Genomic DNA, 26,123 nt, shown 5'->3' with positions numbered 1-26,123 from the left:
CAAGCGCGCCCAGCGATGCGTTGCCGTGAGACGACCACCCACTCGAATGGTCAGCGCCGAAACAACTGCTCAATATCAACTGGATCATCATCCCGGATGATTTCGGGGCAGCACCTCGGCGCCGCCTTTTTCCGTTCGCGGATGCTGCGTGGCGAACATGAAAGGTGGTCTCGGCGAAATGTCGCCCACAGAAAGCGGGTAGAATCTCTCGTATTGCGGCACCGGGAAACCTCTCCGGCAGACCGTCTGAACACGAAATCGCGCAGAACCGCGCGGGTTTCGCGGAAAAGAAAAATTCTTCTATATCAATAGTTTATGAGTGGCGGAGCGGGAGGGATTCGAACCCTCGATACGGGGTTACCGTATACACACTTTCCAGGCGTGCGCCTTCGACCACTCGGCCACCGCTCCGCATGCCTGATCTGGCAGAAGGCGGGCACCTAGCGAAGCTATCTGGCAAAAACAAGCTGCGTAATGACTTCGCGATGCACATTCCCTAATTCGGCCAACATGACACGCACATTCGGAATTGCGCCCAGCATCGCAGACATGGAAGCGGCCGCCCGCGCTGCCTTCTCCCGCATCCCGCCGGCCTTTGCCGAGCACCTGGGCGACGTGGTGATCCAGGTCCAGGATTTCGCCGAGGACGAGTTGCTGGCCGACATGGAGATCGAAAGCCCGTTCGAACTCACCGGCGTCTACGAGGGTCTGCCGCTCACAGAGCGCAGCATCGAGCATTCGGGCACCATGCCCGACCGCATCCGCCTGTTCCGCCTGCCCATCCTGCTGGAGTGGTGCGAGCGCGGTGACGAGACGTTCGAGCACCTGGTCGGCCACGTCCTTGTGCACGAGATCGGCCATCACTTTGGCCTTTCGGATGATGACATGCACGCGCTGGAGGACCAGGTCCTCTAGGGCTTGCCAACTGGCCGGGCGGTGTCAGGATACCGCACATGAAGCATCTTCCCGTCATTGCGACCCTCGCCTTTGCCTTACCTGCCGCTGCCCAGGAAGCTCGCGAGCCAGTCACGCCGGCCTCCGTCGTTGCCTCTGCCAGCGCCGACGAGTGGGTCACGATTTCGCCTGAAGACATCTTGGTCATGGAACTGGCACCAGATGCTCGCGGGAACGAGCGAACCGTGGTCATCCAGCTCATGTCCCCGCCGTTCAGCCAGCCGTGGGTGGATAACGTGCGCGCACTGGCCGAGGCGCACTGGTGGGACGGGACCAGCGTTTACCGGGTGCAGGACAACTACGTCGCGCAATGGGGCGATGAGACCGAGGAGAGGGCGTTGCCGGAGGGGGTGGTTTCGCCATCGACAAGCTTTGCGCTGAGTATCGCCGCAGTTGCCGATTTCGATGCCAACCTCGAAGCCATGGTTTCACCTGTCATTTCCAATCCATCTCCTTCTGCTTATGCATCGGAGGAACTGTTCGTGCGGGGCTGGCCTCTGGCATTGGGCGACATGACGGCCTGGCCCATCCACTGCTACGGCTATATCGGCGTCGCTCGCGATTACGCGCCGGATACCGGGACCGGTGCGGAGCTTTACACCATCATCGGCCAGCCCCAGCGGCACATGGATCGCAACCTGGCCGTGGTGGGACGCGTGATTGAGGGGATGGAGCACCTCTCCAGCCTGCCGCGCGGCACCGGTGAAGTGGGCTTCTACACGCAGGACGAGGCGGACCTGAGGACGCCGATCATCTCGGTCCGATTGGCCAGCGAACTGCCGGAGCCTCCGGCTTACGAGTATCTGGCATCCGACAGCGAGAGCTTTGCCCGGTACGTGGAAGTGCGCGCCAATCGCGACGATGCTTTCTACACCGTGCCCGCTGGCGGCGTGGACGTGTGCAGCGTGCAGGTGCCGGTGCGGCGGGTGAGCGAGTAGTCCGGCACCAACAGGAGGTGTACCTGTAACTTTCCGGAAATTGGCCCGGCAGTGCGCGAAACCGGCAGTTTTGAGCCAATTCCGGAATCATGTCGGCAAGATCATGGAACGGGTGACGCGGTGTCTTACAAAACGTCCGCAAGGGGTCTTCGACGATAGGAAAGAGCGGCCCTCGCCCTATGTCCGATCCCGCCCGGTAGGAAAGCGCAGCGCTAGACCCGCTCCACCTGCGCCACGGCATCGGTCGCGCGCAGAGCGCTCATGATGCGGGTGAGGTGCGCCAGGTCCTGCACTTCCAGGTCCACCCCGTACGTGTGGAACACATCGTCGCGCTGGACCAGTTCGAGGTTCATCACGTTGGCATTGTTGCGCGCGAACATGCCGGCCATTTCCGCCAGCGTGCCGGGCCGGTTGTAAAGCACGACATTCAGGCGCCCCACGGCACCCTGCGAGCGTTCGCCCCACGAAAGGTCCACCCAGTCGGCATCCACCCCGTTCGCCAGTTCGAGGCAGTCGATGGCGTGCACTTCCACGGTCTTGCCCGGACGGCGCAGGCCAACGATCCGGTCCCCCGGCACCGGGTGGCAGCATTCGGCAAGGTCGAATCCGACCCCTGCCGTCAGCCCCTTGATCGAAATGGCGCGTTCCTGCTGCTGTTCCTCCGGCATGTCGGCCGTGCTGCCGGGGACGACGGCTTCCATCACGTCCCGGTCCGACACCTTGCCAGCGCCAATGGCATACATCAGGTCTTCAGTATCCTCGAATTCCAGCCGCTCTGCCGCCAGCTTGATCGCCTTCTTGCCGACCTTGGTGGGCAGGCGCTCGGCGATCTCGTCGAACAGCTTCGCGCCGATCTCGGCGATCTCGGCGTGTTCCTTCGCGCGCACCGCGCGGCGGATGGAGGCGCGGGCCTTGCCGGTGACGACGAAGGCGAGCCACGACAGTTGCGGCTCTGCATTCTTGCCCTTGATGATCTCCACCACGTCGCCGTTGCCCAGCGGGGTGCGCAGCGGCATGTGCCGCCCGTTAATCTTCGCGCCCACGGTCTGCGCACCGAGATCGGTGTGCACGGCGAAGGCGAAGTCCACCGCCGTCGCGCCCTTGGGCAACTGGAACAGAGCGCCCTTGGGCGTGAAGGCGAAGATGCGGTCCTGGTAGATCGCCAGCTTGGTGTGCTCGAGCAATTCCTCGCTGTCGTGGCTGGCATCGACGATTTCGATGAGGTCGCGCAGCCAGCCGACCTCCCCATCCACCTGTCCACCCTGCTTGTAAGCCCAGTGCGCGGCAAGGCCGAAGCCGTTGGTGCGATGCATCTCGCGCGTGCGAATCTGCACTTCAACGCGCATCGACTTGTCGTAAAAAACGGTGGTGTGGAGCGAGCGGTAGCCGTTGTTCTTCGGCGTGGAGATATAATCCTTGAACCGGCCCGGCACGAACTGGAATGTGCGGTGCAATACGCCGAGGGCAGCGTAGCAGTCCTCCACGTTGTCGGTCAGCACGCGGAAGGCCATGATGTCGCTCACCTGCTCGAACGGCAGGTGGCGCTCGGCCATCTTGCGCCAGATCGAATAGGGATGCTTCTCACGCCCCCACACCTCTACTTCCAGGTCCGCTTCGCTCAGCGCGTGCTTGATGTCGAGGGCGATGCGGTCAACCTGTCCCGCGTCGGACTGGCGCAACTGATCCAGCCGGTTGGTGATGGTCTTGTAGGCCTCGGGCTCCAACTGCTCGAAAGCCAGTAGCTGCATCTCGCGCATGTACTCGTACATGCCCACCCGCTCCGCCAGCGGGGCGTAGATATCCATCGTCTCGCGCGCGATGCGCCGGCGTTTGTCCGGATTGTTGATGTGGTGCAGCGTGCGCATGTTGTGCAGCCGGTCCGCCAGCTTCACCAGCAGCACGCGCAGGTCCTCGCTCATCGCCAGCAGGAACTTGCGCAGGTTTTCCGCCGCCCGCTCGTTCTCGGGCATGGCCTCGATCTTGGAAAGCTTGGTCACGCCGTCCACCAGCCGGGCGACGTCGGGGCCGAAGCGTTCCTCGATGTCCTCGATCGTGGCGAGGGTATCTTCCACGGTATCGTGCAGCAGCGCGGTGATGATCGTCTGCTGGTCCAGCTTCAGGTCGGTCATCAGCCCTGCGACTTCCACCGGATGGCTGAAATAGGGATCGCCGCTGGCGCGCTTCTGGCTGCCATGCTTCTGCACGGTGTAGACGTAGGCGCGGTTCAGCATCGCCTCGTCGGCGTCGGGGTCGTATTCCTTTACCCGTTCAACAAGTTCGTACTGGCGCAGCATCGTGAAACGAATGTGCGTTGCAGCACGGCTTTGGGCAAGGGGTATCGCGCGCGGCGCGAGATATTTCCGTGCCGCGCGTCGATTAAGGCGATCAGCCTTCGTAGCCTACGATCTGATCCACGTTGCCGCGGGTATAGCTGTGATAGCCGCCGCGCGTCTTGTTGTAGATGCGCGTGGCAATCGGCTGGCCCCAGCTGCCGGTTTCCCAAAGCGCGGTGAACAGCGGCGCCACGAACTTGTTGCGCCCCACTTCGGCCAGGAATTCCTCGGCCTGCGCCACGGCGGGCTGGTACTCGTTGCGCAGGGCCGCTTCCAGCCAGAGGAACAGCACCTCGTTGTTGCCGCTGTCGGACAGGGCAAGCTGCTCGTTCAGCGCGGCCAGCTCGTCGGCGGAAAGCTCTTCCGGCAATTCCTGGAGGAAGCGTTGCTGTTCGGCGCCGGTCCAGCCGGTCCACGCCTCGGTGGCCGGCAGCGTGCCGCCTGCAGCATAGGCCTCGGCAGCACTGTCGACTTCGGCGAAGGCCTCCGCATCGGGAACCACGGCGTTTTCCGGCAGGCCGGTGCCGTAGACCCATTCGTCCAGCATCAGCTCCTCTTCCAGCGCCTCGTCCCCGTCGACCACGTATTCGCGCAGTTCGGCGAGGAACATCTCGCTGGTGGCGGGCTGGAAGGCGTGCCGGTCGAACCAGCCGCGCATGAATTCATCGAAGCGCTCGCGCCCGATGATCGTCTCCATCGTGCGCAGGAACACCGTTCCCTTGTCGTAGATGGCAGGGCCGATGGTGTCGAACGGACTGATGCCGTCGGGCGTACGCATGGCGGTGTTGGGATTGTCTGCGCCCTCTTCCTCGATGGCTTCCACCAGGCTGTTGTAGCTCAGCGCATATTCCTGGTTCGCGCGCTGCTCTCCGAAGACGGCCTCGGAAATGCGGCTTTCGAAATAGGAAGTGACGCCTTCGTTCAGCCAGCCGTCGCGCCAGCTGGAATAGGTGACGAGGTTGCCCGACCAGCTGTGCGCCAGTTCGTGTGCGACAAGGCCGGTATTGCTGCGGTCTCCTGCGATGAACGTGGGCGTGAGGAAGGTCATCACCGGGTTTTCCATGCCACCGTAGGGGAAGGCAGGCGGCAGCACGATCATGTCGTAGCGGCCCCAGCGGTATTCGCCGTAAATCTCTTCGGCGGCATCGATCATGGCTTCGGTATCGACCAGTTCGGCTGCGGCCTCTTCCAGCACTTCAGGCTCTGCCCAGACACCTGAACGCGGGCCGAGTTCGGCGAATTCGATATTCCCGGCGGCAATCGCGATCAGGTAGGGCGGCACGGAGTTTTCCATCGTGAATTCGAAGGCGCGGCGGTTTTCGCCGACATCTTCGGGATCGCCGCGGCTGATGCCGCTCATCACCACGTTCAGCGGCTTTGGCGCAGTGATACGCGCTTCCCAAGTCTGGCGGATGCCGGGGCTGTCCTGTGTCGGGATCCAGGTGCGGTTGAGGATCGCCTGCCCCTGGCTGAAAACGAACGGGTATTCGCCGCCCGCCGTCTGCTCCGGCTCCAGCCATTGCAGCGCCTCGGCCTCGGGGCCGCTGGCGTAGTTGATAACGATCTGTTGCAGTGCAGGCCCGGTCATTTCGCCAAGCTGCACGGTGATCGGCTCACCCTTTTCGGCATTGTCCGGATCGGCCTCGCCAATCTCGTAATCGAGTTCGTTGCCGTTGCCATCGGTGATGCCGCCGATGACGAGGCCGTTGGAATCAAGCACGATCTCGGTCGCATCGTCCGCCGCGTCCACGTCCAGCGTGGCCGTGCCTTCCACTCTCTTGCCCTCGAAATCGAGATCGAGGTCCAGCGCGACGTGCGTGACGCGCGCTTCCAACGGGCGGGCATAGGTGAACTCGTCCTGCGCCTGCGCGCTCGTCAGGATCGGGGCGACGGTGCGCTCCTCGTCGGGCAGGTCGTCTGCCGTGCAGGCAGCGGCGAGGAATGGCAGGGCCAGGCAAGAGGCAAAGGCAAGAAAGCGCATGAATTCTCCAGTTTATCGCAGAAAGCCGGGTGAGCAGGCCGGTTCCCGTATTCGTTTCGCCCGCAACCATAGCAAATCGTCGAGGCGAGTCAGCCCTTGATGGAACCGGGCTGGCAATTGTCGTTGCCATGCTGTTGGTGTTACGCACGAAATCGCCCGTTGAAGAGACCGATCATGCGCACCCTCCTGCTTGCCGCCGCCCTTGCCTCCAGCGCGCTGCCCTTCCCTCTGGCGGCGCAGGACGCCGCATCGCAGGTGGAAGAAACGCTCGATACACAGGTAGAGGGCGGGCAGGACATCATCGTCTCGGGCGAGCGCAGCGAAATCCACGTACAGGCGCGCGAACAGGTGCGCGAGATCACGCCGCGCAGCGGATCGGTACAGGCCCCGCTCGCGCGAATGGAGGAGCCTGTCTGCCCCGGTGTCTTCGGTGCCGAAACGCAAACCGCCTACGAGATCATCGGCCGCATTCGCTCCAACACCGAACGTATCGGCCACCGTGTCATCCGCGGGGAAGAGTGCGCGGCCAACGTGATCGTCGCCTTCGTCGATGACCCGGCGGACGAGTTCGAGCACTTGCGCGATGCCCGGCACTACACCGTAAGCGGCCTCGACTTCTGGGATGCGAAGCGGGTCCGCGAACAGGAAGGCCCGGTGCGCGCGTGGAACGTCTCCGCCACGATGTCGCGCGACGGGATCGGCTCGAACGGGCGTCCGCCGACGTTCGAGAGCACTGCGATCAGCCGGCTGGAACTTGGCGTGCGCGAGGATATCGGCATCTCGGTCGTGCTGATCGCGCGCGACGCGATTGCCGGAATGGATACCGTGGCCATCGCCGATTACGTGACGATGCGCGCCCTCGCCCAGACCCGCGTGCCCGAAGGGGCAACCCGGCTGGGCACGATTCTCGAGCTGTTCGAGCCGGACGTGGAGGCTCCGCCCTTCCGTCTGACCTCTTTCGACGAAGCCTACCTCACCAGCCTCTACCGGGCCCAGGCCAACACGCCGAGCCAGGTCGCGCTGCGCGACGTGGGCCGCCTGATGGAACGCCAGCGGCCGGGCGCAGACGACTAGGTGACAGGCGCGCCGCAGGGCATTAGGCTGCGCCGTATGAGAACGATCACAACAGCCCTCGCCGCCCCTCTACTCACGCTCGCCCTTGCCGCTTGCGGGCAATCTGGCGAGACCGGCCCGCCGACCGAGGCCGAAGTCGATGCCGCGCAGGCGCAGGCCGACGGCTCCGGCGGAGAAGCCGCCGCCCGCCAGCTGATCTTCTCCGACGAGTTCTCCGGCGACACCCTCGACCCCACCAAGTGGAACGTGGTCGGCATGGATTTCTGGGTGAACGAGGAAGAGCAGGCCTACCTCGATTCGCCCGACACGATTCAGTTCGTGCAGGGCCTGGAAGGCGCAGACGGCGGCGCACTGGTGCTGCGCCCGGTCTATCGTCCGGGACAGGACACCAATGAGGAACGCGACGCCGATTTCATCTCCGGCCGCGTCAACACCAAGGGCAATTTCGAATTCACCTATGGCCGGGCCGAAGCGCGCATCCGCATGCCCGATGCGATGGGCGTGTGGCCAGCGTTCTGGCTGCTGGCCGATGCCGAATGGCCGAGCGAGGGTGAAATCGATATCATGGAATACGTGGGCTATGCCGACTGGACCGGCGTTGCCATCCATGGCCCCGGCTATTCCGGCGACATGGGCATCGCCGACCGGCAGTATTTCCCCGAGGGTACCGACGTAACCGACTGGCACGTCTACGCCGCCGAATGGAAACCCGACGTGATCGAATTCTACGTCGACGACCGCCTGACTTTCCGCATCCCGCGTACCAATGCCGAATTCTTCGGCGAATGGGTGTTCGACAACCCGCAGTTCGTGGTGCTGAACTTCGCCGTGGGCGGTATCTACCCCTACAAGATCAACGGTATCGAGGAGCCGTACAAGGGCATGCCGCAGGAAACGGCAGACCGGATCGAGGCAGGCGACATCGCCATGGAAGTGGACTGGGTGCGGGTCTACGGCCCGCGCTAGTTTTCCTCGAACGCGGAGAAGGCCTCGATCCTGTCCACCCTGCCCGACACCACCAGCAGGTCGCCGGGAAGGATAAGCGTATCAGGCACGGCGTGGATAAAATCCTCGCCTTCCCGCTTCACCCCGATCACCGTCACGCCGTGGTGACGCCGGCATTCGCTGGTCATCAACGGAATGCCGACAATGGGCGTGGGCGCTTCCAGCTTGGCAATGGCAAAACCATCGTCGTAGCTGATGAAATCCAGCAGCTTGCCGTTCAGCAGCCGCGCCACGCGTTCGCCCATGCGCTCTTCGGGAAAGACCACGTGGTGCGCGCCCGTGCGCTCCAGGATACGGCCGTGGCGGTCGTTCGTCGCCTTGGCCCAGATGTTCTCGACGCCGATGTCGGACAGGGCGAGGACGGCAAGGACGCTGGCCTCGATATCCGTCCCGATACCCACCACGGCAGAGGAAAAGCTGGCCGCGCCAAGCTTGCGCAGGCAATCGAGATCGGTGCCGTCCGCCTCGACAACCTGCGTCAGGTCGCGGGCATATTCCTGCACCGTGTGCGCGTCCTTGTCCGCGCCAAGCACCTCGTGACCCATGCGCTCCAGCGTTCGCGCAACGGCCCCGCCGAAGCGACCAAGACCGATAACCAGCACGGGGTTGCGTTTGTCAGCCGACAATGGGGTTCTCCTCAGGGTAGCGATAGGGCCTCGGTTCACCGCCCAGGGCAAGGGCCGTCGCCACGGTAATCGTGCCGACACGGCCGACGAACATCAGGGCGATGATAACAAGCTGGCCCGCAGGCGGCAGGTCGGCGGTGATGCCGGTGGAAAGGCCCACGGTCGAGAAGGCCGAGATCGTCTCGAAAAGCAGGGCCTCGAACGGCAGGGGGGTGATGATGGAAAGATAGGTGGTGGCGGCGAAGATCAGGCTTCCGGCCAGCACGATCACCGTCAGCGCCTGCCGTTCTATCGCGTGGCCGAACCGGCGATGGAACAGGCCGGCATCGCGGCGGCGCAGGACTTCCGACAGGACGACTGCAACGAGAACGGCAAAGGTGGTGATCTTGATACCGCCGGCCGTTCCGGCGCTGCCGCCACCGATGAACATCAGGAAGTAGTTGGTCATCAGCGTCTCGTCGCGGAAGGCACCGACATCAAGGCTGTTGAACCCCGCCGTTCGCGGCATGACCGAGTGGAAGGCAGCGTTCAGCACCTTGTCGCCCATCGCCATGGGGCCGAGCGTCGCGGCATTGTCCCACTCCATCGCCAGGATTGCGACGAACCCCCCAACAAGCAGGGCCAAAGTGCCTCCAACCGTGATCTTGGTATGCAGAGTCCACTTTCGCCAGGAAAGGCCGTTAGCGCGCAAATCCTGCATGACCGGAAAGCCCAGAGCCGTCAGGATGACGGCAGCCATGATCGGCAGGAGCATAACGGGGTCCGACTGGAAACCCATCACGCTGTCGGAATAGCTGGAGAACCCGGCATTGTTGAAGGCGCTGACCGCATGAAACAAACCGTGCCACGCGGCTTCTCCGGGCGAATGATCGTAAAAGAACACAAGCCGCATGGCGAGAACGGTTGCGACGACAGCTTCCACGACGATGGTAATGGCAAAAACCAGCCGTAGCACCGATCCCGCGTCCCCCACGTCAAGGCGGCTTCGCTCCACCTGCGTTGCCATCCGGTCGCGCAGGCCGAAGCCGCGTCCTGCCATCAGTCCGAACAGCGTGGCCGCGGTCATGATGCCAAAACCGCCGATCTGGAACAGGAGGAGGATCACCACCTGCCCGAAGCCGGACCAGTAGGTCGCGGTGTCCACGACAATGAGGCCAGTGACCGCGACAGCCGACGCCGACGTGAACAGAGCTGTCAAGAGTGGGGCCTGCGAGCCATCCGCGGTGGCGAGCGGCAACCAGAGCAAGACGGTGCCGATCGCAATCGCGCCAAGGAACAGAACCGGGATCAGCCGGATCGGATCGCGCAGGGATTTCATCGACACGATACCGTCGATGAGACGTTTAGTTCCAGGTCACCTCGGGCGGCAGGCTCATCAGGATGGCGTCGATATTGCCGCCGGTCTTCAGGCCGAACAGGGTGCCGCGGTCGTAGACGAGGTTGAACTCGACGTAGCGCCCGCGCCACTCCCTTTGCGCGGCCTTCTCTTCTTCGCTCCATTCCATGCCCATGCGCTTGCGCACGATGGTCGGGAAAGCGTCGAGAAAGGCCTCGCCAACGTCGCGAGTAAAGGCAAAATTGCGCTCGAACGCAGGCAGGTCGTCGCATTCGAGGTGGTCGTAGAAAATGCCGCCCACCCCGCGTGCCACGCCGCGATGGGGAATGAAGAAATAGTCGTCCGCCCACTTCTTGAAACGGTCGTAATAGGTCGGGTTATGGGCACTGCAAGCCGCGCGCAGGCGGGCGTGGAAAGCGTCGGTATCCTCGGCATATTCGATGGGCGGATTGAGGTCCGCACCGCCGCCGAACCACGCCGCCTGCGTGGTGAGGAAACGGGTGTTCATATGCACGGCGGGCACGTGCGGGTTGGCCATGTGCGCGACCAGCGAAATGCCGGTGGCGGTGAATTCTGGATGCTCCTCGCTCGCGCCGTTCACCTGGCCTGCGAACTTGGGCGAGAATTCGCCGGAGACGGTGGAGACGTTGACGCCCACCTTCTCGAACACCTTGCCCTTCATCACCCCGCGCACACCGCCGCCGCCTTCCGATTCGTCCTCGGTCTCGCGGTCCCACGGCGTGTACTCGAAACTGGCATCAGAGCCCGCCTCGCGCTCGATCGCCTCAAACTCGGCGCAGATACGATCGCGCAAGGTTTCGAACCATTCGCGCGCTTGCTGGGTCTGTTGTGTCCACTCCATGGGTTCGGTCTTGCCAAAGCGCGCGGCAGGCGGCAAGTGGCATCCATGGTTCCCGTTTCGTTCGCATTCCCTTTCTGCGGGGACGAATTCGTCCTCACCAAGGGCCGCGCGCTCTTCTGGCCGCGCGAAAACGCGCTGCTGGTTGCGGACCTGCACCTGGAGAAAGCCAGCTTCTACGCCAAGCACGGCCAGTTGCTGCCGCCTTACGACAGCCGCGAGACGCTGGAGCGGCTGGCGGAGGCGCTGCGCGAGACGGGCGCGCGACGGGTCTACACGCTGGGCGACAATTTCCACGATTCGGACGGCTCGCAGCGGCTGGAGCCTTATGCCGAAGGGATGCTGGCCGCCCTCACCCGCGCCACCGACTGGGTGTGGATCACCGGCAACCACGACCCCGCCCTGAGAAGCACTATGGGGGAGGCGAAGTCAGGCGGCACGATTGCCGAGGAACTGGAAGTCGCCGGCATGGTACTGCGGCACATGGCGAAGAAGGGGGAGACGCGGCCCGAGCTTTCCGGCCATTTCCACCCGCGCGTGCAGGTGAAGATCCACCACCGCCACATCCGCCGCCCCTGCGCGGTCGTCAGCCACAACGGCGATGCGACCTGCGGGCGCATGATCCTGCCAGCCTTCGGGGCGCTGACCGGCGGGATGGACGCAGCCGATCCGGCGATCCTGAAAGCGCTGCAACCCGCCAGTGCCATCGACGCGGTGGTTCCGGCAGGCAAGCGGCTGGCGCGGTTCCCGCTGTGGCGCGAATGAGAAGGCGCGGTTGAGAGCGCCCGTTTCTATCCCCTAGCGTTCGAAAGCGTTCGTCATTACATAGGCGGTTCAACCAAAGCAGAATCAGGAGCACAACATACCTCGTCCACCCCGCCGCAACATGGCACCGCCGGTCAAATCCGGCCCGAAATACGACCAGTTTATCCAGGCCGAGAAGGTCCGCGTCATCGATGGCGACGGCGAGAATCTCGGCGTGATGTACACCCGCGAAGCGATCGAACAGGCCCAGGACGCGGGCCTGAATCTCGTGGAAGTCTCGCCCAATGCGAACCCGCCGGTGTGCAAGTTCCTCGATGTCGGCAAGTACCGCTACGAAGCCCAGAAAAAGGCCAATGCGGCGCGCAAGACGCAGAAGACGCAGGATATCAAGGAAATCAAGATGCGTCCCAACATCGACGATCACGATTACGACGTGAAGATGAAGGCGATGCACAAGTTCATCGACAACGGCGACAAGGTGAAAGTCACCCTGCGCTTCCGTGGCCGCGAAATGGCGCACCAGCACCTGGGCATGGACCTGCTCAAGCGCGTGCAGGACGACATGCAGGAAGATGCCAAGGTCGAAGCCTATCCGCGCCTTGAAGGCCGTCAGATGCTGATGGTGCTGGCGCCCAAGTAGGGCAGGAACGGCAGCGGGTCGTATCGCGTTTCTTGCGACATGATCCGCCCGCTCCTTCCTTCCCTTTCCGCCATCCTGCTGCTGTCCGGCTGCGGCCAGCCCGCCGTGGACGGGCAGGATGACGAAATCACCACCGCAGACTTGGAAGGGCAGCCCGGTAATCCGGTGCCGGACCCGCCGCGCCCCGATGGCGCGCAGGACGAGCCGAATGACGGTTATCCGGACATGTCCCCTCCGCGCCTCACGCCAGAGGCCGAGCGCGCCGAAACCGGCGCGCGCAGCGTGCTGCTCAACTGGGCGCGGGCAATCGAGCTGGAGGAATTCGACCAGGCCTGGGCCATGCTTTCCGAAAGCGACGGGGCGAAGTGGAGCCGCACGGATTTTGCATCGCAGTTCGCAGGGCTGGACGAGATTACCGTCTCCGTCCCCTCCGGCAAGATGGAAGGCGCGGCAGGATCATCCTATTACACCGCGCCCGTCACCATCACCGCAAACGATACCGAAGGCCGCCCCGTGCGATACGAGGGCGAGGCGGTGCTGAGGCGCGTGAACGATGTGCCAGCGCAACTGCCGAACAGTTGCGCTGGCACATCGAAGAGGTCAGGCTGGACTGGACGCACTGACCCGGCGCGCGACTGGTTACTCCGTGCCGACGTGCTCGTTCAGGAAGGCGAGGTAGGCTTTTGAGGCAGTGATACGGTTATCGCGACGGGTGAAACCGTGCCCCTCGTCAGGGAACAGCACGTATTCCACCGGCGCGCCATTGGCCCGCGCGGCTTCCACCAGCTCGTCGCTTTCCACCTGCAACACGCGTGGATCGTTGGCACCCTGCACCACCAGCATCGGCTTCACGATCCGGTCGGCATGCAACAGCGGCGAGATGGCGCGCAGCCGTTCGCTGTCCGTCGCCGGATCGCCCAGCTCGTCGAACAGCGCATCACGCTGCGGGCCCCACCAGGCGGGGATCGATTCCAGCGTGCGTAGCCAGTTGGTGACGCCGAAGATGTTGATGCCCGCATCGAACACTTCCGGATGGAAGGCCAGCGCCGCCGCCGTCATGTATCCGCCGTAGGAACCGCCCATCACCGCGATGCGATCGTCGGCGATCCAGTCCATGCCCTGCAGGAAATCCTTGGAGGCGACCACATCGCGCAGATCGGCATCGCCGTGCTTCAGGTCGTCCATATGAAAGAACGTGGTGCCATAGCCTGACGAGCCGCGATTGTTGATCGCGTAGACCGCGTAGCCGTGGTTCACCAGATGCTGGATGACAGGGCTGTACCCCTGCCTGCTCTGCCCGCCCGGACCGCCGTGGACATAGACCACCGCGGGCGCGGGGTTTCCCGCACCGGCACCTTTCGGGCGATAGAGAATGCCGGGAATCTCCACCCCGTCGTAGCTGGCGAAACGCGCGACCGTGGAGGTGACGAGGTCACTCTCGACAATCGCGGGATTGAGCGCGCTGGTCAGCCGGGACACCTGCTCGCTGGCGAGATCGAGGTGGTAGATATCGGTTGGCGACGTATCGGTGTTGGCGGCGAACATCGCCATGCTTTCATCGGGCGAGAAGCGGAAGCCGCCCATGTTGGCAACTTCCATTCCGACATCGATCTCCTCGCCTTCCACCGTGTCGAACACGGTGACATCGGTCGCCCCGTCGCGGTTGAACGCGGTTACGCGATAGCGGCCGGAAGGCGAATAATCGACGAAGGACACGTCCCATTCGTCCTCGGCCAACAGGTCTCGTTCGCCGGTGGCAATGTCGTAGGTCCAGGCCTGGCGGAATTCGCCGAATTCGTTGGTGGTGTAGACCAGCTTCGCGCTGTCGGGGGTGAACCCTTCCGCGCCGTGGGTCACCTCGGCATCGCCCGGCGTGACGAGCACCGGCTCGCCGTCACCCTGCAAATCCACCAGATACAGGTCCGAATTGGTGTTCGTTTCTTCCTTGGTCAGCACCAGCCAGCGCCCGTTGGGCGATACGCTGCCGAGCCAGTAGCCGCCCGGATTCTGGAATATGGGTTCGCGCGAATAGTCGCCCGCGTCGAACAGGTAGAGGTCAGACGAGGAGGCATCGCGCTCGTTCGTCTCGACGTAAAAGCCGGAGCCGTCGGCGGTCCAGCCGGAGAACCCGGCGCGGGTTTCTTCGCCCGGGGTCAGGTCGCGGATCGTGCCGTCTTCCTCGCGCACGAAGAGGTGGTTGATCTCGTTACCGCCGCTGTTGGCACTGAACAGGATGCGTCCGTCGCCGGGAAAGGCGCTGACGGCGTTATAGGCATCGCTTTGGGACGAAGTCAGCTGCATCCGCTCGCCGCCGTCCAGCGGCTGCCAGTAGGCGTTACGCACACCGCTCTCGTCACTGGTGACCAGCACCGCGCTGCCATCGGGAGAGCAGGCGTGGCCCTGCCCCGAAACGGTGCCAAAGGTCGTGGAGGTGTAGAACTCTTCCGCCGAATAGGTTCGCGAAGGTGCCTCCGCCTCGGTATTCTGCGCAGTTGCTGGCGCGGTGGCCATCGGAAAGGAAATGGCAAGGGCGCTGGCCGACAGCAGCAGGCGAATTGTTCCAGTCATATCAAGTGCCTTCCGTGAATCTGGACCTGGTTCATCGCACAGGAACGACGCGCGGCAAAGCGGGCTTGGAAGCTAGCGCAGGATCGAAAAATCCAGCACCGTGAAACGCGCCGGGGCCGTGGCGTAGACGCCGTGCCCGCGGCCTCCCTGCGTGCCGAGGGTAAAGCCAATGCGCGCAGCATCCCTCAGGGCAGCGGCGAATTCACGCGGGGAGCGTTCGCGGTCCGATCCCATGACCGAAATCCAGTTCTCGTCAAACATGATCGTCACCTCGTGCTCGCCCGGGCGCAGCGGCGCGACGCGGGAGTTGGGCGAATACCAGCGGTGGTAGCGGGTACGGCCATCGGCGCGCCAATCGTCGCCCGCGCGCTGGATATAGAGCGAGAGCAGCGGCTGCCGGTCCGGGTGTTGCTGCGAGACGAAGCGCGCGCCGGGCCGTGCATCGATGCGATAGCGCAAGCGAATGCCGCGCGCGCGGTCCAGTGGGCCGGTTGCGCGCGTCAGGTAGTGCACGTGGCCGTCGCGGCGGCGCGGGCCGGGAAAATCGAAATACCAGCCTTCGCGGCTCCATTCGGGGTGCGGCGGCATGTTGACCGAGTAGTTGCGTCCCCCGATCAGCGGACCGATCTGCCATTCGCGCACCCAGCCACCGCTCTGGGCATTCGCCACCGAGGGGGCAGCAAGCAAGGCACCGAAAGCAGGTGCTGAAAGAAGAAAGCTGCGACGTTTCATGGTTGCAGACTAGTCAGCTGTGGCTGACAACACGCTGAATTTACCTGCGACGCGCCGTTCAGGCTTGGCCGATATCTCGCAGCAGGTCCACGAACCAATCCGTGCTTACATCGAAGTGCTTGCCGCCCCTGATCCGCTCGAACTCGATGGCGCGCAACTCGTCGCCGCGCTCCTCGTCTTGCCCCACGACCCCGCTTGTCCCGCGCAGCGCCGCGTCGACCGCGTGGTGGGTGCAGGCGCGGATGAGGGCGAGGTCGGCTGCGTTGGCAGGAGCGGATCGGGAGAAATAGCCGCTCTTCTGCACCAGCACCTTTTCCGCGCCGATATCGGCGGCGAGTTTCTTCGCGAACCAATGGCCGGGGTTGATCGCGTCCAGCTTCACGTGGCCGAAGGCGTCGCGCGGGATGTCCTCTCCTGCCGCTTCCATTGCGGAAACGATTTCCTCGACACCGGCCCCTTCGGAGATGAACAGGTTCACCCCGTCATGCTCGTCCATGATGGCGCGCAGGCGCCGGCTTTCCGCGGCAGGATCGAACCTGCGCTCGGGCACGTAGACGCCGTGCACGTCCCAGCGGGCGGCGGCGTTCTCTTCCCACTCGATGAAGCGAGCCTGCTTCACCCAGTCGTGATGCTCGCGCGCGGTCGCGGCGGTCAGCCAGCCGCAGTGCCTGCCCATGACCTCGTGCACCGTCAGCATCCGGGGATTGGCCGTGTGTTCAGCGATGATGTTGCGCGCGAAGATCGCCCCTTGCTCCGCCGCCGTGTGGGCGCCCAGCGTCTGGCGAATGGGGATCACGTCGTTGTCGATGGTCTTGGGCAGGCCCACCACCGTCAGGTCGTAATCGTTGGCGCGCAGGAAAGCGGCGAGATCGGCGGCGGCGGTGTTGGTATCGTCTCCGCCGATGGTGTGCAGCACGTCCACACCGTCCCGCGTCAACTGCTCGGCCGCGACACGCAGGGGATCGTCGCCCTTCGCCACCAGGCCGCGTTTCACGCAGTCGGCGACGTTGGCCAGCTTCACCCGGCTGTTGCCGATGGGACTGCCGCCGAACGCATGGAGTTGCCCCGCGCTTGCGCGCACCGCGTCCGAAACTTCGACATGGTCACCCGTCAGCAGCCCAGCGTAGCCGTTGCGGTAGGCGATCAGGCGCACGCCGGGCGCAACCTCGGTATACCGCTCGATCAGCCCCGCCAGGGCGGAGGAGAGGCAGGGCGCAAGGCCCCCGGCGGTCAGCATTGCCACGGTTTTCACAGCCATGCCCCCATTCATGGCCGCGCGGTGCCGCCATGACCAGAGGGCATAGCTATGCGGATTACAATTCCAGTCCGAAACCGAAACCGAAGGATGTTTCGGCGAGGTAGATATCCGTTTCCCCGCCGCCGTAGTTCATGGGGATCGATCCGCTGCCTTCCACCGTGTTGCGCGGCGCGCGCATGGCGAAGCCGGTGATCTCTATGCTGTCGCTTGCGCGCCAGGTCGCACCCACGGTGAAATGGTCCTGCACCACGCCGGGGGCGAGGATGTTGAGAAAGGTTTCCGACTGCGGCACGGGGTTTTCCGAACGGCCATAACCGGCGCGCACGGTGAGACGGTCGCTCACGTCATAATCTGCGCCCACCTTGAACACGGTCACATCGTCCCAGCCGAAGCCGGGGCCGTCGGTCGCGCCGAACGGCACGCCGGAGAACAGCGGGGCAAGCGGATTGCCCACCGAACCCACGTCGGAATACTCGATCCGCTTCACGTCGGCGGCGATGCTCAGGCGGTCGGTCGGGTGCAGGGCGATGCCCGCGCCGTAGGAGGTGGGCACGTCGAACCCGCCCTGGTCGGCGAACAGTCCGGCATACTTGTCGAATTCGCCTGCCCAGATGGTCGACTGGTAGAATGCGCCGATCGAGACGACATCGTTCAGCTCGCCATAGTAGCCGACACGGAAGCCCGCACCGAAGGAAGCGTCCGTGCCGCGATCGGTGAAGTTGGCGGGATCGCTCGATGCTGCAGTGAAGGGCTGGATGCCGCTCGCGCGGAAGCCCTGCACCAGCCCGATGGCGGACACGCCGACCGAATGCCCTTCGGTAAATTCATAGGCCAGCGTGGGGCTGATGAAGACCTGTTTCAGGTCCACGCCCGCGTCCCCCTGCGCGCCGAAACTGGCGAAGGGGTTGGTCTCGTAATCGGTGTTCATCCCGCCGTTGCCGTTGATCGTAAGGGCAAAGGTCAGGTCGTCGCTCAGCGGGCGGACATAGGCGAATTCCGGCAGGATGAACGGATTCGATCCATTGCCGTCATAGCTACCGTTCAGGCCCGCACCGTTGCCGGTAATCTCCGCCCCGCGGTCGGGCACGAAGATCTCCACGCCAAGATCGAGGCGCGATTCCATGCCGGAGATGCTGGCCGGGTTGTTGACCGCGGCCATGCCATCCTGCGGATAGGCGATGCCCGCGCCGCCCATGCCCTTGCCCTTGGCCCCCACGCCGTTGAGGAAATAGCCGTCGGTCGCCTGCGCGGGATTGCTGGCGAGAGTGGCGATGAGAGCGGCGCTGGCGAGCGCGGCAATGCGCATGGGGGAAGTGGGCATGGGAGGACCTCTGGTATCTGCGATATGGCTTTCCCGATGCGGATGCACGGGTCATGGAGCCGGGCAGATGGGTCCTTCGCGAGGGCCGCAAAACGCACGGTTTCTAGGGGGCCGTCAAATTTAACTTTAGGCCTGTTCCCACAGCTCCACGGGGTTGCCGTCAAGGTCTTGAATACGCGCGAAATTGCCGACGCCTTCCATGCCTTCGCGGTGCGAAATCGGCACCCCTGCGGCCTCCAGCCGGGCGAGAAGCGCGTCCAGCCCTTCCACGCGCAGGTTCAGCATCACCTGGCGGTCTGCCCGCCAGTAATCGCTGTCTGCCGCAAAGCCTGCGAACACCGTCGGCCCTGTCTGCTGCATCCACACCCATTCGCCATCGGGCGTAGGCTGGCCGCTCTCGGTCGCCGCGATGCCCAGGTGGTCGCGGTACCATGCCGCCAGCGCCGCCGGATCGGGTGAGCGAATGAACAGCCCGCCAATCCCCAGAACCTTGCCCTCTGCCATGCAACCCTCCTTGCCTCGCCCGCGCCGCTGCGCCACGATTGCCCCATGGGCAGGGAGTATACCACAGCATGAATGCCAAGGGCATCGGCTTCTGGCTTGGGCCGGTGTTGTTTGCGCTTACCGTGCTGCTGCCCGCGCCCGAAGGCATGACCGCAGAGGCGTGGCGCGTGGCAGGCCTCGTGTGCTGGATGGCCGCATGGTGGATGACGCAGGCCGTGCCGCTCACCGTCACAGGCCTGCTGCCGTTCGTGGTGCTGCCTTTCAGCGGCGGGGGTACGGCGGGCGAGGTGGCGGGCGACTACTACTCGCCGATCATCTTCCTGCTGCTGGGCGGCGCGTTCCTCGCTCTTGCCATCGAGCGCACTGGCCTGCACAAGCGGCTGGCGACGTTCATCCTCGACCGGATCGGCGGGCGCGGCGGCACCTTCGGGCTGCTGCTGGGCTTCATGATCGCCGCCGCGATCCTTTCGAACATCATTTCCAACACCTCCACCACACTGATCATGATGCCGATGGCGCTGGCGGTGCTGGCGGGCGGAAAAGTCGTACAGGAAGGCGGCGTGGTGCCGCAGGACGGCATCTACGGCGCCTTGCCGATGGGGCTGGCCTTTGCCGCAAGCGTTGGCGGGCTGGGAACGATCATCGGCTCGCCCACGAATGCCATCGGCGTTGCCCTGCTGCGCGACATATCGGGGGTGGAGATCACCTTTGCCATGTGGGCGGCATTCGGCGTGCCCATCGTGCTGCTGGGCATCCCCATCGCCGCGTGGATCATCGGCCGGGTGCAGGAGGTATCGCGCCATCCCTTCGACATGCAGGCCGCGCGCGACGCCATCGATCCGCACGGACCTTGGACGCAGGCGGAGCGGCGGCTGGTACCGGTCATCGTTCTCACCTTCGTCGCCTGGATGCTGCGCGGCTGGGTCGCGCCATATTTTCCCGAAGGCTCGCTGACCGACGGCACGGTGGCCATCGCCGCCAGCCTCGCCCTGTTCGTGCTGCCCGACGGGGCGGGCCGCCGCCTGCTGGAATGGCACGAGGCGAACCGCGCGCCCTGGGACGTGCTGCTGATGTTCGGTGGCGGGCTCGCGCTGGCGGGCGGGATGATGCGCACCGGCCTCGCCGACTGGCTCGGCGAGGCGCTGCTGTTCCTCTCGGACGTGCCGATGATCGTCGTCGCGCTGGCGCTTGTGGCGATGGTGGTGCTGATAACCGAATTCGCCAGCAACGTGGCGACCGCCAGCGGCATCATGCCCGTTGTCGCCGCGCTTGCCGTGGCGCTGGGCGGCGACCCGCTGCTGCTGGCGATGCCCGTGGCGCTGGCGGCGAGCTGGGGCTTCATCCTGCCTGCGGGCACAGGACCCAATGCCATCGCCTGGGCGACGGGACGCATCGCCCTTCCCCGGCTGGTCAAGGCCGGTTTCGCGCTGGATGTAGCCGGGATTTTCCTGATCGTAGGTGTGGTCTTCGCCCTCGCACCCCTTGTCACCTGACTGGCCTTGCGAATCCTCACTTGTCCAGATAATTGCACATGAAACCGGATTTCTGGGAGAAGCGTTCCTGCGGAGGTTAGGAACGGGTGGCCCGGAACCGTTTACCTGCCCCTGCCTTCCTAGGGGTAAGAGCAGGAAGGAGCCTCCCCTATGGCCGACCCGAAAGATACCAACAGTGACGACCCGCTGGGCGCAGTGGACACCCCCACACCGCGCCGCAAACCCAAGCCCGAAGTCACCCGTATCGATGGGCAGAAGCTGAAGCCTTCCACCCTGATGATGGGCCATGGATACGACCCGGCTCTCTCCGAAGGTTCGCTGAAGGCACCGATCTTCCTCACCAGCACGTTCGCGTTCGAAAGCGCCTCTGCCGGAAAGCGGCACTTCGAGGGCATTACCGGCAAGCGCGAAGGCGGTGCAGAAGGCCTGGTCTATTCCCGCTTCAACGGACCTAACCAGGAAATCCTCGAAGATCGCCTCGCCATCTGGGACGATGCGGAGGACGCCTTGTGCTTCTCCAGCGGCATGACCGCGATCGCCGTTCTGATCCTCGCCGCCTGCAATGCGGGCGACGTGATCGTGCACTCCGGCCCGCTTTATGCCGCGTCGGAAGGTTTCGTTGCCAAGGTGATGGCGAAGTACGGCGTCACCTACATCGCCTTCCCTGCGGGCGCGAGCCCGGAGAAGCTGGACGAAGTGATGCGCGAGGCAAAGGCCAAGGCGGAGGAACAGGGCGGCGAAGTGCCGTTGATCTACCTCGAAAGCCCCGGCAACCCCACCAATGCACTGGTGGACATCGAGGCGGTGAAGGAAGCGCGTGATGCGCATTTCGACCCGGAACGGTGCCCCATCGCCATCGACAACACCTTCCTCGGCCCGCTGTGGCAGCGCCCGCTGGAGCACGGGGCGGACCTCGTGGTCTATTCGCTCACCAAGTACGTGGGCGGGCACTCGGACCTCGTGGCCGGAAGCGTGGCGGGCGGCAAGAAGTGGATCGATGCCATCCGTGCCCTGCGCAACACGATGGGCGGCATTGCCGATCCCAACACCGCCTGGATGCTGCTGCGCAGCCTCGAGACGGTCGAACTGCGGATGCAGCGCGCGGGAGAGAACGCCGCCAAGGTCTGCGCCATGCTGAAGAACCACCCGAAGGTGGAAGGCCTCGGCTATCTCGGCATGATCGAGGACGAACGGCAGCAGGACATCTACGACCGGCACTGTCTCGGGGCAGGCTCCACTTTCTCGGTGTTCATCAAGGGCGGCGAGGCGGAATGCTTCCGCTTCCTCGATGCGCTGAAAGTGGCGAAGCTGGCCGTCAGTCTCGGCGGCACAGAGACGCTGGCCAGCCACCCGGCCAGCATGACGCACCTCTCCGTGCCCGAAGGCCGCCGCACCGAACTGGGCATTTCGGACAACCTCGTGCGCATTTCCATCGGTATCGAGGATGCGGACGACCTGGTCGCCGATTTCGAGCAGGCGCTGGAAGCGGTGTAATCCTTGCCAGAGGCGGCTTGCCCCCCAAGGCATTGGACAGCTAAGGGAAAGGTCGAGCCGCCTAGGGCGGGAAACCATTTCGGAACGGACGGGAAAACACGTGCTTCGCAAATATGCCCTCTTCGTCGGCGTCGCCGCTCTTGGCGCCCTGGTCACCTCTTGCGGAGGTGACGATACCGGCACACCGACGCCCTCGCCGACTGCCACCGGAACGGCCACCCCGACACCGACGCCCACGCCGGCTCCGGCCGTCGACTTCGACCTGCAGGACGAATTTACGGCCGAGAGCACGAATGCGAACTACGCCTTCGCCTATTTCACGCCCGATGCAGGCGGGGCAGAGACTTTCAGCGGTGCCTCTCGCCTGAACGGTCTTGCCACCATCAGCCTCGCGCTTTCACCCGAGCAGGTGCAGTTCGGCTTCCCCGACATGGACGACCCCGTGACGTTCGGGGCCACCGAACTGACCGGCGCCTCCGCCACGGTGCGCTCCTACGCGCGCGGGGACGAGAAACTGGTGCTGGAACTGCCGTTCGAGCACGTTTTGCGTGTCAGCTACGAATCGCAGGTCGATTTCACCCGTGACGCCACGGATGGCACCTTGCGCGGCGAGCGGACCTCGCTGTTCTTCAACCGGGTCACCACGGATGAGGATATTGCTGCGGACCTGAATTATACCGGCAGTGTCGAGGTCGTCGGCGGCGACCCGACTCAGACGCTTTCGAGCGCCATTTCGGCCCCGGACGTAACCTTCACCATTTCCGAAGCCGACGACAGCGTGAACGGCACGATCGAGATCTATCGCGACAACAACGGTACACCCGAACTGGTGGCTACGCTGGTGTTCGAACGGACGACGGACTCGTCCGGCACCGTAACCGGTGGTGTTCTCAATTCCGCCAGCTCCTTCTCCGGCATCCTCACCGACGAGACGAATCAGTTCGCAGGCACTTTTGCCGGCGCGCTGAGCGGCCCGAACCGGGAGGAAATCTTCATCCTGTTCTCCATCTCCGGCACCACCGATGCCGATGACGACGGTGATGTGGACGAGGATGACGATCGCCGCTTCGTCGGCAGCTTCATCGGCAGGCGTTAAGGATAGAACGTCGGCGGGCGCTTGCGGCCCGTCCGATATCACAGTTACCTTCCCGGCAAACGTGTTCGGGGAGGAACTGCATGATCCGCAAGCTTTCCATTGCCACCGCTGCCTTGGCCTTGTTCGCTGCGCCATCAGCCGCGCAGGAGGCCGACCTTTCGCTGCCCGCGCGCGAACTGGCGCGGCTGGCCGGGGCCGAGGTGGCGGACGAAAGCTGGCAGGTGCCGCGTACGCCGTGGGGCGATCCCGACCTTACCGGCATCTGGCCCCTGGACGTGGTGGGCCGCACCTCGACCGAACGCGCCCACGAATTCGGCACACGCGCCTATTACACGGAAGAGGAATATGCCGCCGCCCTCGCCCGCAGCGAGGAAATCGCGGCAGGCTACGAGCAGGAGGACGCGAACGATGAAATCGGCAGCGGTCACTGGTTCGAATGGGGCACGCCGCTGAAACAGGTCTCCCTCATCATGGCTCCTGCCAACGGCCGCCTGCCCCCGCTGACCGAGGAAGGCGAGGCGATGAGCGCGGCCATGCGATCGAGCTGGAACGTGACGCAGTTCGACAGGCTTTCCGATTTCAACTCGCTGGACCGGTGCCTGTCGCGCGGGCTGCCCAGCTCGATGACACCGTTTCCATACAATAACGGCGTGCGCGTGTTCCAGTCCCCCGGCTACGTGGTCATCCAGTTGGAAATGATCCACGAAACCCGCATAATTCCCATCCGCGGGGAGCCGGTGCCGGATGAAATCCGCCAGTTCCTCGGGACCTCAGTGGGCCATTGGGACGGCGATACGCTGGTGATCGAGACGACCAACCTGACGGGCGAGACGCCGATGAACATTGTCGGGCCGGGCAACAAGCCGATCCCCACAAGCGACCAGCAGACGATGACCGAACGCCTCACCATGGTGGGGCCGGATACCATATTCTACGAAGCGGAAGTGCGCGATCCGGTGGTGCTCACGCAGCCCTACACCCTCGCCTTCCCCTGGAGCCGTGACGACAGCTACGAGATGTTCGAATACGGCTGCCACGAAGGCAACACCACCATCCGCGGCTACATCACCACCACCAGCCCCCGCTACGTGGGCGAAGATGCCGCGCCGGTAGACGATCCGGCGGAATGGGTGAACGATACGGTGGAGCGGTAGGAGCCTAGAGCTTTGTCAGCGCGGCCTGCAACCGGACTACCATCTCGGGATCGCGCAGCACGCCGTTTTCCGCGTCGAATGCCTCGCCGAATTTGGGAACGGACAGCGTCGCCCTCACCTCGCCGCCAAAATGCGGTGCCGCCGTTTCGGCCAGCGCGAGCACGCGTGCGGCTCCGCCCGGTCCGGGCGAGGCGGACAACAGCACCATCGGCTTGCCCTGCCAGACATTGCGATCAACCCGGCTGCACCAGTCGAACAGGTTCTTGAAGGCTGCGGAATAGAGACCGTTGTGTTCGGCAAACGAGATCAGCAGCGCATCTGCCGAGCCGATCTCGGCAAGAAATGCGTGGGCGGGTGCCGGGATCCCATCCGCCTGCTCCCGGTCGTGCCGGTAGATCGGCATCTCGTAATCGTGAATGTCGAGGAACTCGACCTTGGCCTCATGCAGCAGGCTGGCGGCGTAGGCGACCAGCATACGATTGATCGAAACCGAGGAATTGCTGGCGGCGAATGCCAGGACCTTGCGCGTCACTGCCGGATCAACCTTTCCACTCACGCCGCTCCTCGGCGGCTTTCAGCACTTCGTAAGCTAGTTGCAGCTTCTGGAACTCCTCGGCCGCTTCCTTGTCGCCGGGCTTCACGTCCGGATGCACCTTCTTCGCCCGCGCGCGCCATTCGCGCTTGATGGCCTGGAAATCGGCATCGGCTTCCAACTCCAGCACTTCCAGCGCGCGCATCTCGTCGGCGCTGCGCGATCCGTCGCCGCTGCCGCTCCAGCCGTAGTGCTGGCTTTCGGCATAACCCGCGCTTTCCGCCTGCTCGGCTTTGGCGCGTTCTGCCGCTTCTTCCTTGTCGAGACCCTGGAAATAGTCCCACCCCTTGTTGTATTCCGCCGCGTGCTTCTCGCAGAAGTACCAGCGGTCGGGGCTGTTTGGAGACTTGGGCGCGGGGCAATCGCCGGGCTGGTCGCAGCCGTGACGGTCGCAGATGCGCACCTCCACGGCTTCGCGGCCCTCGTCATAGCCACGCCAGCGGGGAAAGCCCCAGTCGTTGGAACGCCGTGAACGGGCCATCAGGAAAAGGTGATCGCAAGCAACATCCCGGCCCATATAGGGCGCAATGCCCGACAAGTGAACCGAGCCCTTTGCGGGTAATTAGCACGGGAACGATTCACACAGTTGATACATTTTGGTGCAATTGCTGCATTGCAATATAGCCCGTCCGTCCGGTATGGCGGTTGGACAAAGTCAACAACACGTCAGATTAGAGAACTCCGCATGAGCAGGCAGCTCGCCATTTCCATTGCCTTTTCCGTCATGACCATGGCGGCATTCGCGCTGTTCGCCAGCCCTTCGACGGGCCCCGGCATCGGTAGCGAGGCGGCAATGCAAACGGGCGCGGCAGCCCATGCCACCGCGCCCGCTGCGGACCGGGTGTTCCCGGCCCTGTCTTCGCTGATCGGCTAGCTTACCGCTCGATCATCACCGTGACGGCGCGGCGGTTGCGGGCCCAGGCCTGCTCGTTCGAGCCGGTGGCCACGGGACGTTCCTCACCATAGCTGACCGTGCGCAGGCGGCTTTCCGGCACGCCCAGGCTGACGAGGTAGTTCTTCGCCGCATTGGCGCGGCGCTCACCCAGGGCGAGATTGTAATCGCGCGTGCCGCGTTCGTCGGCGTGGCCTTCCACGGTTGCGCGGGCGCCGGTGTACTGCAGCAGATATTCGGCCTGGCGGCGCAGGGCGATCATGTCTTCGTTATCGATGTTGTAGCGATCGGTATCGAAGTAGATGGTATCGGCCCCTGCCATCGCGCTGGAGAAGTGCGACTGCGAACCGGGCTGCGGCGCGGTAGAGGTGGGCGCAGGCGTCGGCGTGGGCTGCGTCACAGTATCCTGCGGCGCATCGGGCGTGACGACGGGCGGTTCCTTCTTGCAGGCACCGAGTGCCAGCGCGCTGGAAAGAGTGACGGCGATAATCAGGCGATTCATTTTCTG

25 protein-coding genes and 1 tRNA gene are annotated in these 26,123 nt (G+C 64.2%); 12 read left to right on the top strand and 14 right to left on the bottom strand.

Annotated elements, in window-relative coordinates; all coding sequences use genetic code 11:
• Positions 1–320 precede the first annotated feature (320 nt).
• Positions 321–411 (bottom strand) — tRNA-Ser (locus tag D4Q51_RS11150).
• 99 nt (positions 412–510) lie between these two features.
• Between D4Q51_RS11150 and D4Q51_RS11145 the strand changes: the two genes are divergently transcribed.
• Together D4Q51_RS11145 and D4Q51_RS11140 are read left to right on the top strand one after the other, a co-directional pair.
• Positions 511–915: a metallopeptidase family protein gene (locus tag D4Q51_RS11145; RefSeq protein ID WP_120077821.1), complete on the top strand. Its 405-nt coding sequence runs from the start codon at positions 511–513 to the stop codon at positions 913–915.
• A 38-nt stretch (positions 916–953) separates the two neighbouring features.
• Positions 954–1,892 carry a peptidylprolyl isomerase gene (locus D4Q51_RS11140; RefSeq protein WP_120077820.1) on the top strand — a complete coding sequence of 313 codons (939 nt, stop codon included), beginning with the start codon at positions 954–956 and terminating at the stop codon, positions 1,890–1,892.
• Between the two features lie 212 nt (positions 1,893–2,104).
• On the opposite strand, the gene D4Q51_RS11135 is transcribed toward D4Q51_RS11140, so the two are convergent.
• Complete coding sequence (locus D4Q51_RS11135) at positions 2,105–4,186, bottom strand: RelA/SpoT family protein (protein ID WP_120077819.1); 2,082 nt, start codon at positions 4,184–4,186, stop codon at positions 2,105–2,107.
• Positions 4,187–4,277: 91 nt separating this feature from the next.
• Positions 4,278–6,206 carry a M1 family metallopeptidase gene (locus D4Q51_RS11130; RefSeq protein WP_120077818.1) on the bottom strand — a complete coding sequence of 643 codons (1,929 nt, stop codon included), beginning with the start codon at positions 6,204–6,206 and terminating at the stop codon, positions 4,278–4,280.
• A gap of 174 nt (positions 6,207–6,380) precedes the next feature.
• On the opposite strand from D4Q51_RS11130, the gene D4Q51_RS11125 reads away from it, so the two are divergent.
• Positions 6,381–7,280 carry a hypothetical protein gene (locus D4Q51_RS11125; protein ID WP_120077817.1) on the top strand — a complete coding sequence of 300 codons (900 nt, stop codon included), beginning with the start codon at positions 6,381–6,383 and terminating at the stop codon, positions 7,278–7,280.
• 36 nt (positions 7,281–7,316) lie between these two features.
• On the top strand, positions 7,317–8,246 hold the full coding sequence (locus tag D4Q51_RS11120; protein ID WP_120077816.1) for a glycoside hydrolase family 16 protein: 930 nt from the start codon (positions 7,317–7,319) through the stop codon (positions 8,244–8,246).
• Here D4Q51_RS11120 and D4Q51_RS11115 read toward each other — a convergent pair.
• Genes D4Q51_RS11115 through hemF form a run of 3 tightly spaced genes read right to left on the bottom strand, consistent with a single transcriptional unit; the run spans position 8,243 to position 11,109 of the window.
• Entirely contained in the window at positions 8,243–8,911 is a 669-nt protein-coding gene (locus D4Q51_RS11115; protein WP_120077815.1) for a potassium channel family protein, read from the bottom strand. The two genes, D4Q51_RS11120 and D4Q51_RS11115, sit on opposite strands and share 4 nt — an antisense overlap.
• Entirely contained in the window at positions 8,901–10,229 is a 1,329-nt protein-coding gene (locus D4Q51_RS11110) for a TrkH family potassium uptake protein (RefSeq protein ID WP_120077814.1), read from the bottom strand. The genes D4Q51_RS11115 and D4Q51_RS11110 overlap by 11 nt, the downstream gene beginning before the upstream one ends.
• Positions 10,230–10,254: 25 nt before the next feature.
• Positions 10,255–11,109, bottom strand: coding sequence for an oxygen-dependent coproporphyrinogen oxidase (gene hemF / locus D4Q51_RS11105; RefSeq protein ID WP_120077977.1), 855 nt, complete (start codon positions 11,107–11,109; stop codon positions 10,255–10,257).
• A gap of 45 nt (positions 11,110–11,154) precedes the next feature.
• Here hemF and pdeM point away from each other — a divergent pair, with 45 nt between their 5' ends.
• The 3 genes from pdeM (at position 11,155) to D4Q51_RS11090 (ending at position 13,198) form a co-directional block, all read left to right on the top strand.
• Positions 11,155–11,871 carry a ligase-associated DNA damage response endonuclease PdeM gene (pdeM, locus tag D4Q51_RS11100; protein WP_120077813.1) on the top strand — a complete coding sequence of 239 codons (717 nt, stop codon included), beginning with the start codon at positions 11,155–11,157 and terminating at the stop codon, positions 11,869–11,871.
• A gap of 121 nt (positions 11,872–11,992) precedes the next feature.
• A complete protein-coding gene (gene infC, locus D4Q51_RS11095; protein WP_120077812.1) occupies positions 11,993–12,511 on the top strand; it encodes a translation initiation factor IF-3 in 519 nt (172 codons plus the stop codon).
• Positions 12,512–12,550: 39 nt separating this feature from the next.
• Positions 12,551–13,198: a hypothetical protein gene (locus D4Q51_RS11090; protein ID WP_120077811.1), complete on the top strand. Its 648-nt coding sequence runs from the start codon at positions 12,551–12,553 to the stop codon at positions 13,196–13,198.
• Here the strand turns inward: D4Q51_RS11090 and D4Q51_RS11085 are convergent.
• The 5 genes from D4Q51_RS11085 to D4Q51_RS11065 form a co-directional block, all read right to left on the bottom strand.
• On the bottom strand, positions 13,151–15,079 hold the full coding sequence (locus D4Q51_RS11085) for a S9 family peptidase (protein WP_120077810.1): 1,929 nt from the start codon (positions 15,077–15,079) through the stop codon (positions 13,151–13,153). The genes D4Q51_RS11090 and D4Q51_RS11085 overlap by 48 nt on opposite strands.
• Positions 15,080–15,151: 72 nt before the next feature.
• Positions 15,152–15,811, bottom strand: coding sequence for a hypothetical protein (locus D4Q51_RS11080; protein WP_120077809.1), 660 nt, complete (start codon positions 15,809–15,811; stop codon positions 15,152–15,154).
• A 58-nt stretch (positions 15,812–15,869) separates the two neighbouring features.
• Positions 15,870–17,069, bottom strand: coding sequence for a pyrophosphate--fructose-6-phosphate 1-phosphotransferase (locus D4Q51_RS11075; protein WP_120077808.1), 1,200 nt, complete (start codon positions 17,067–17,069; stop codon positions 15,870–15,872).
• A 55-nt stretch (positions 17,070–17,124) separates the two neighbouring features.
• Complete coding sequence (locus D4Q51_RS11070) at positions 17,125–18,390, bottom strand: OmpP1/FadL family transporter (protein ID WP_240624687.1); 1,266 nt, start codon at positions 18,388–18,390, stop codon at positions 17,125–17,127.
• Positions 18,391–18,516: 126 nt separating this feature from the next.
• On the bottom strand, positions 18,517–18,894 hold the full coding sequence (locus D4Q51_RS11065) for a VOC family protein (protein ID WP_120077807.1): 378 nt from the start codon (positions 18,892–18,894) through the stop codon (positions 18,517–18,519).
• A 68-nt stretch (positions 18,895–18,962) separates the two neighbouring features.
• Here D4Q51_RS11065 and D4Q51_RS11060 point away from each other — a divergent pair, with 68 nt between their 5' ends.
• The 4 genes from D4Q51_RS11060 to D4Q51_RS11045 all read left to right on the top strand — a co-directional run bounded on the left by D4Q51_RS11060 (position 18,963) and on the right by D4Q51_RS11045 (position 24,131).
• On the top strand, positions 18,963–20,387 hold the full coding sequence (locus D4Q51_RS11060) for an SLC13 family permease (protein ID WP_120077806.1): 1,425 nt from the start codon (positions 18,963–18,965) through the stop codon (positions 20,385–20,387).
• A 150-nt stretch (positions 20,388–20,537) separates the two neighbouring features.
• Complete coding sequence (locus tag D4Q51_RS11055) at positions 20,538–21,881, top strand: cystathionine gamma-synthase family protein (RefSeq protein WP_120077805.1); 1,344 nt, start codon at positions 20,538–20,540, stop codon at positions 21,879–21,881.
• A 100-nt stretch (positions 21,882–21,981) separates the two neighbouring features.
• The gene (locus tag D4Q51_RS11050) at positions 21,982–22,977 is read left to right on the top strand and encodes a hypothetical protein (RefSeq protein WP_120077804.1); all 996 of its coding nucleotides are present in this window, start codon (positions 21,982–21,984) and stop codon (positions 22,975–22,977) included.
• Between the two features lie 80 nt (positions 22,978–23,057).
• Positions 23,058–24,131 carry a hypothetical protein gene (locus D4Q51_RS11045; RefSeq protein WP_120077803.1) on the top strand — a complete coding sequence of 358 codons (1,074 nt, stop codon included), beginning with the start codon at positions 23,058–23,060 and terminating at the stop codon, positions 24,129–24,131.
• A gap of 4 nt (positions 24,132–24,135) precedes the next feature.
• Here D4Q51_RS11045 and D4Q51_RS11040 read toward each other — a convergent pair whose 3' ends face one another.
• Both D4Q51_RS11040 and D4Q51_RS11035 read right to left on the bottom strand, forming a co-directional pair.
• Complete coding sequence (locus D4Q51_RS11040) at positions 24,136–24,687, bottom strand: NADPH-dependent FMN reductase (protein WP_205689488.1); 552 nt, start codon at positions 24,685–24,687, stop codon at positions 24,136–24,138.
• Positions 24,671–25,204: a J domain-containing protein gene (locus D4Q51_RS11035; RefSeq protein WP_120077975.1), complete on the bottom strand. Its 534-nt coding sequence runs from the start codon at positions 25,202–25,204 to the stop codon at positions 24,671–24,673. The genes D4Q51_RS11040 and D4Q51_RS11035 overlap by 17 nt, the downstream gene beginning before the upstream one ends.
• Before the next feature lie 204 nt (positions 25,205–25,408).
• On the opposite strand from D4Q51_RS11035, the gene D4Q51_RS11030 reads away from it, so the two are divergent.
• Positions 25,409–25,597 carry a hypothetical protein gene (locus D4Q51_RS11030; protein WP_120077801.1) on the top strand — a complete coding sequence of 63 codons (189 nt, stop codon included), beginning with the start codon at positions 25,409–25,411 and terminating at the stop codon, positions 25,595–25,597.
• Position 25,598: 1 nt separating this feature from the next.
• Here D4Q51_RS11030 and pal read toward each other — a convergent pair whose 3' ends face one another.
• Positions 25,599–26,117, bottom strand: coding sequence for a peptidoglycan-associated lipoprotein Pal (gene pal, locus D4Q51_RS11025; protein ID WP_120077800.1), 519 nt, complete (start codon positions 26,115–26,117; stop codon positions 25,599–25,601).
• Positions 26,118–26,123: the final 6 nt, after the last annotated feature.

This window comes from Aurantiacibacter odishensis (assembly GCF_003605195.1).
In the GTDB taxonomy this organism is placed as follows: Bacteria; Pseudomonadota; Alphaproteobacteria; order Sphingomonadales; family Sphingomonadaceae; genus Alteraurantiacibacter; species Alteraurantiacibacter odishensis.
The sequence above is the reverse complement of the archived record's forward strand: the minus strand, read 5'-3'. Positions and strand labels throughout refer to the sequence as shown.

Bases quoted from the DNA above. Each gene is read 5' to 3' on its own strand.
- D4Q51_RS11045 (WP_120077803.1), top strand. From the start codon at position 23,058: ATGATCCGCAAGCTTTCCATTGCCACCGCTGCCTTGGCCTTGTTCGCT.
- D4Q51_RS11145 (WP_120077821.1), top strand. From the start codon at position 511: ATGACACGCACATTCGGAATTGCGCCCAGCATCGCAGACATGGAAGCG.
- D4Q51_RS11070 (WP_240624687.1), bottom strand. From the start codon at position 18,390: ATGCCCACTTCCCCCATGCGCATTGCCGCGCTCGCCAGCGCCGCTCTC.
- D4Q51_RS11140 (WP_120077820.1), top strand. From the start codon at position 954: ATGAAGCATCTTCCCGTCATTGCGACCCTCGCCTTTGCCTTACCTGCC.
- D4Q51_RS11125 (WP_120077817.1), top strand. From the start codon at position 6,381: ATGCGCACCCTCCTGCTTGCCGCCGCCCTTGCCTCCAGCGCGCTGCCC.
- pal (WP_120077800.1), bottom strand. From the start codon at position 26,117: ATGAATCGCCTGATTATCGCCGTCACTCTTTCCAGCGCGCTGGCACTC.
- D4Q51_RS11110 (WP_120077814.1), bottom strand. From the start codon at position 10,229: ATGAAATCCCTGCGCGATCCGATCCGGCTGATCCCGGTTCTGTTCCTT.
- D4Q51_RS11130 (WP_120077818.1), bottom strand. From the start codon at position 6,206: ATGCGCTTTCTTGCCTTTGCCTCTTGCCTGGCCCTGCCATTCCTCGCC.
- pdeM (WP_120077813.1), top strand. From the start codon at position 11,155: ATGGTTCCCGTTTCGTTCGCATTCCCTTTCTGCGGGGACGAATTCGTC.
- infC (WP_120077812.1), top strand. From the start codon at position 11,993: ATGGCACCGCCGGTCAAATCCGGCCCGAAATACGACCAGTTTATCCAG.
- D4Q51_RS11135 (WP_120077819.1), bottom strand. From the start codon at position 4,186: ATGCTGCGCCAGTACGAACTTGTTGAACGGGTAAAGGAATACGACCCC.
- D4Q51_RS11065 (WP_120077807.1), bottom strand. From the start codon at position 18,894: ATGGCAGAGGGCAAGGTTCTGGGGATTGGCGGGCTGTTCATTCGCTCA.
- D4Q51_RS11075 (WP_120077808.1), bottom strand. From the start codon at position 17,069: ATGGCTGTGAAAACCGTGGCAATGCTGACCGCCGGGGGCCTTGCGCCC.
- D4Q51_RS11080 (WP_120077809.1), bottom strand. From the start codon at position 15,811: ATGAAACGTCGCAGCTTTCTTCTTTCAGCACCTGCTTTCGGTGCCTTG.
- D4Q51_RS11030 (WP_120077801.1), top strand. From the start codon at position 25,409: ATGAGCAGGCAGCTCGCCATTTCCATTGCCTTTTCCGTCATGACCATG.
- D4Q51_RS11060 (WP_120077806.1), top strand. From the start codon at position 18,963: ATGAATGCCAAGGGCATCGGCTTCTGGCTTGGGCCGGTGTTGTTTGCG.
- D4Q51_RS11090 (WP_120077811.1), top strand. From the start codon at position 12,551: ATGATCCGCCCGCTCCTTCCTTCCCTTTCCGCCATCCTGCTGCTGTCC.
- D4Q51_RS11035 (WP_120077975.1), bottom strand. From the start codon at position 25,204: ATGGCCCGTTCACGGCGTTCCAACGACTGGGGCTTTCCCCGCTGGCGT.
- D4Q51_RS11055 (WP_120077805.1), top strand. From the start codon at position 20,538: ATGGCCGACCCGAAAGATACCAACAGTGACGACCCGCTGGGCGCAGTG.
- D4Q51_RS11085 (WP_120077810.1), bottom strand. From the start codon at position 15,079: ATGACTGGAACAATTCGCCTGCTGCTGTCGGCCAGCGCCCTTGCCATT.
- D4Q51_RS11120 (WP_120077816.1), top strand. From the start codon at position 7,317: ATGAGAACGATCACAACAGCCCTCGCCGCCCCTCTACTCACGCTCGCC.
- hemF (WP_120077977.1), bottom strand. From the start codon at position 11,109: ATGGAGTGGACACAACAGACCCAGCAAGCGCGCGAATGGTTCGAAACC.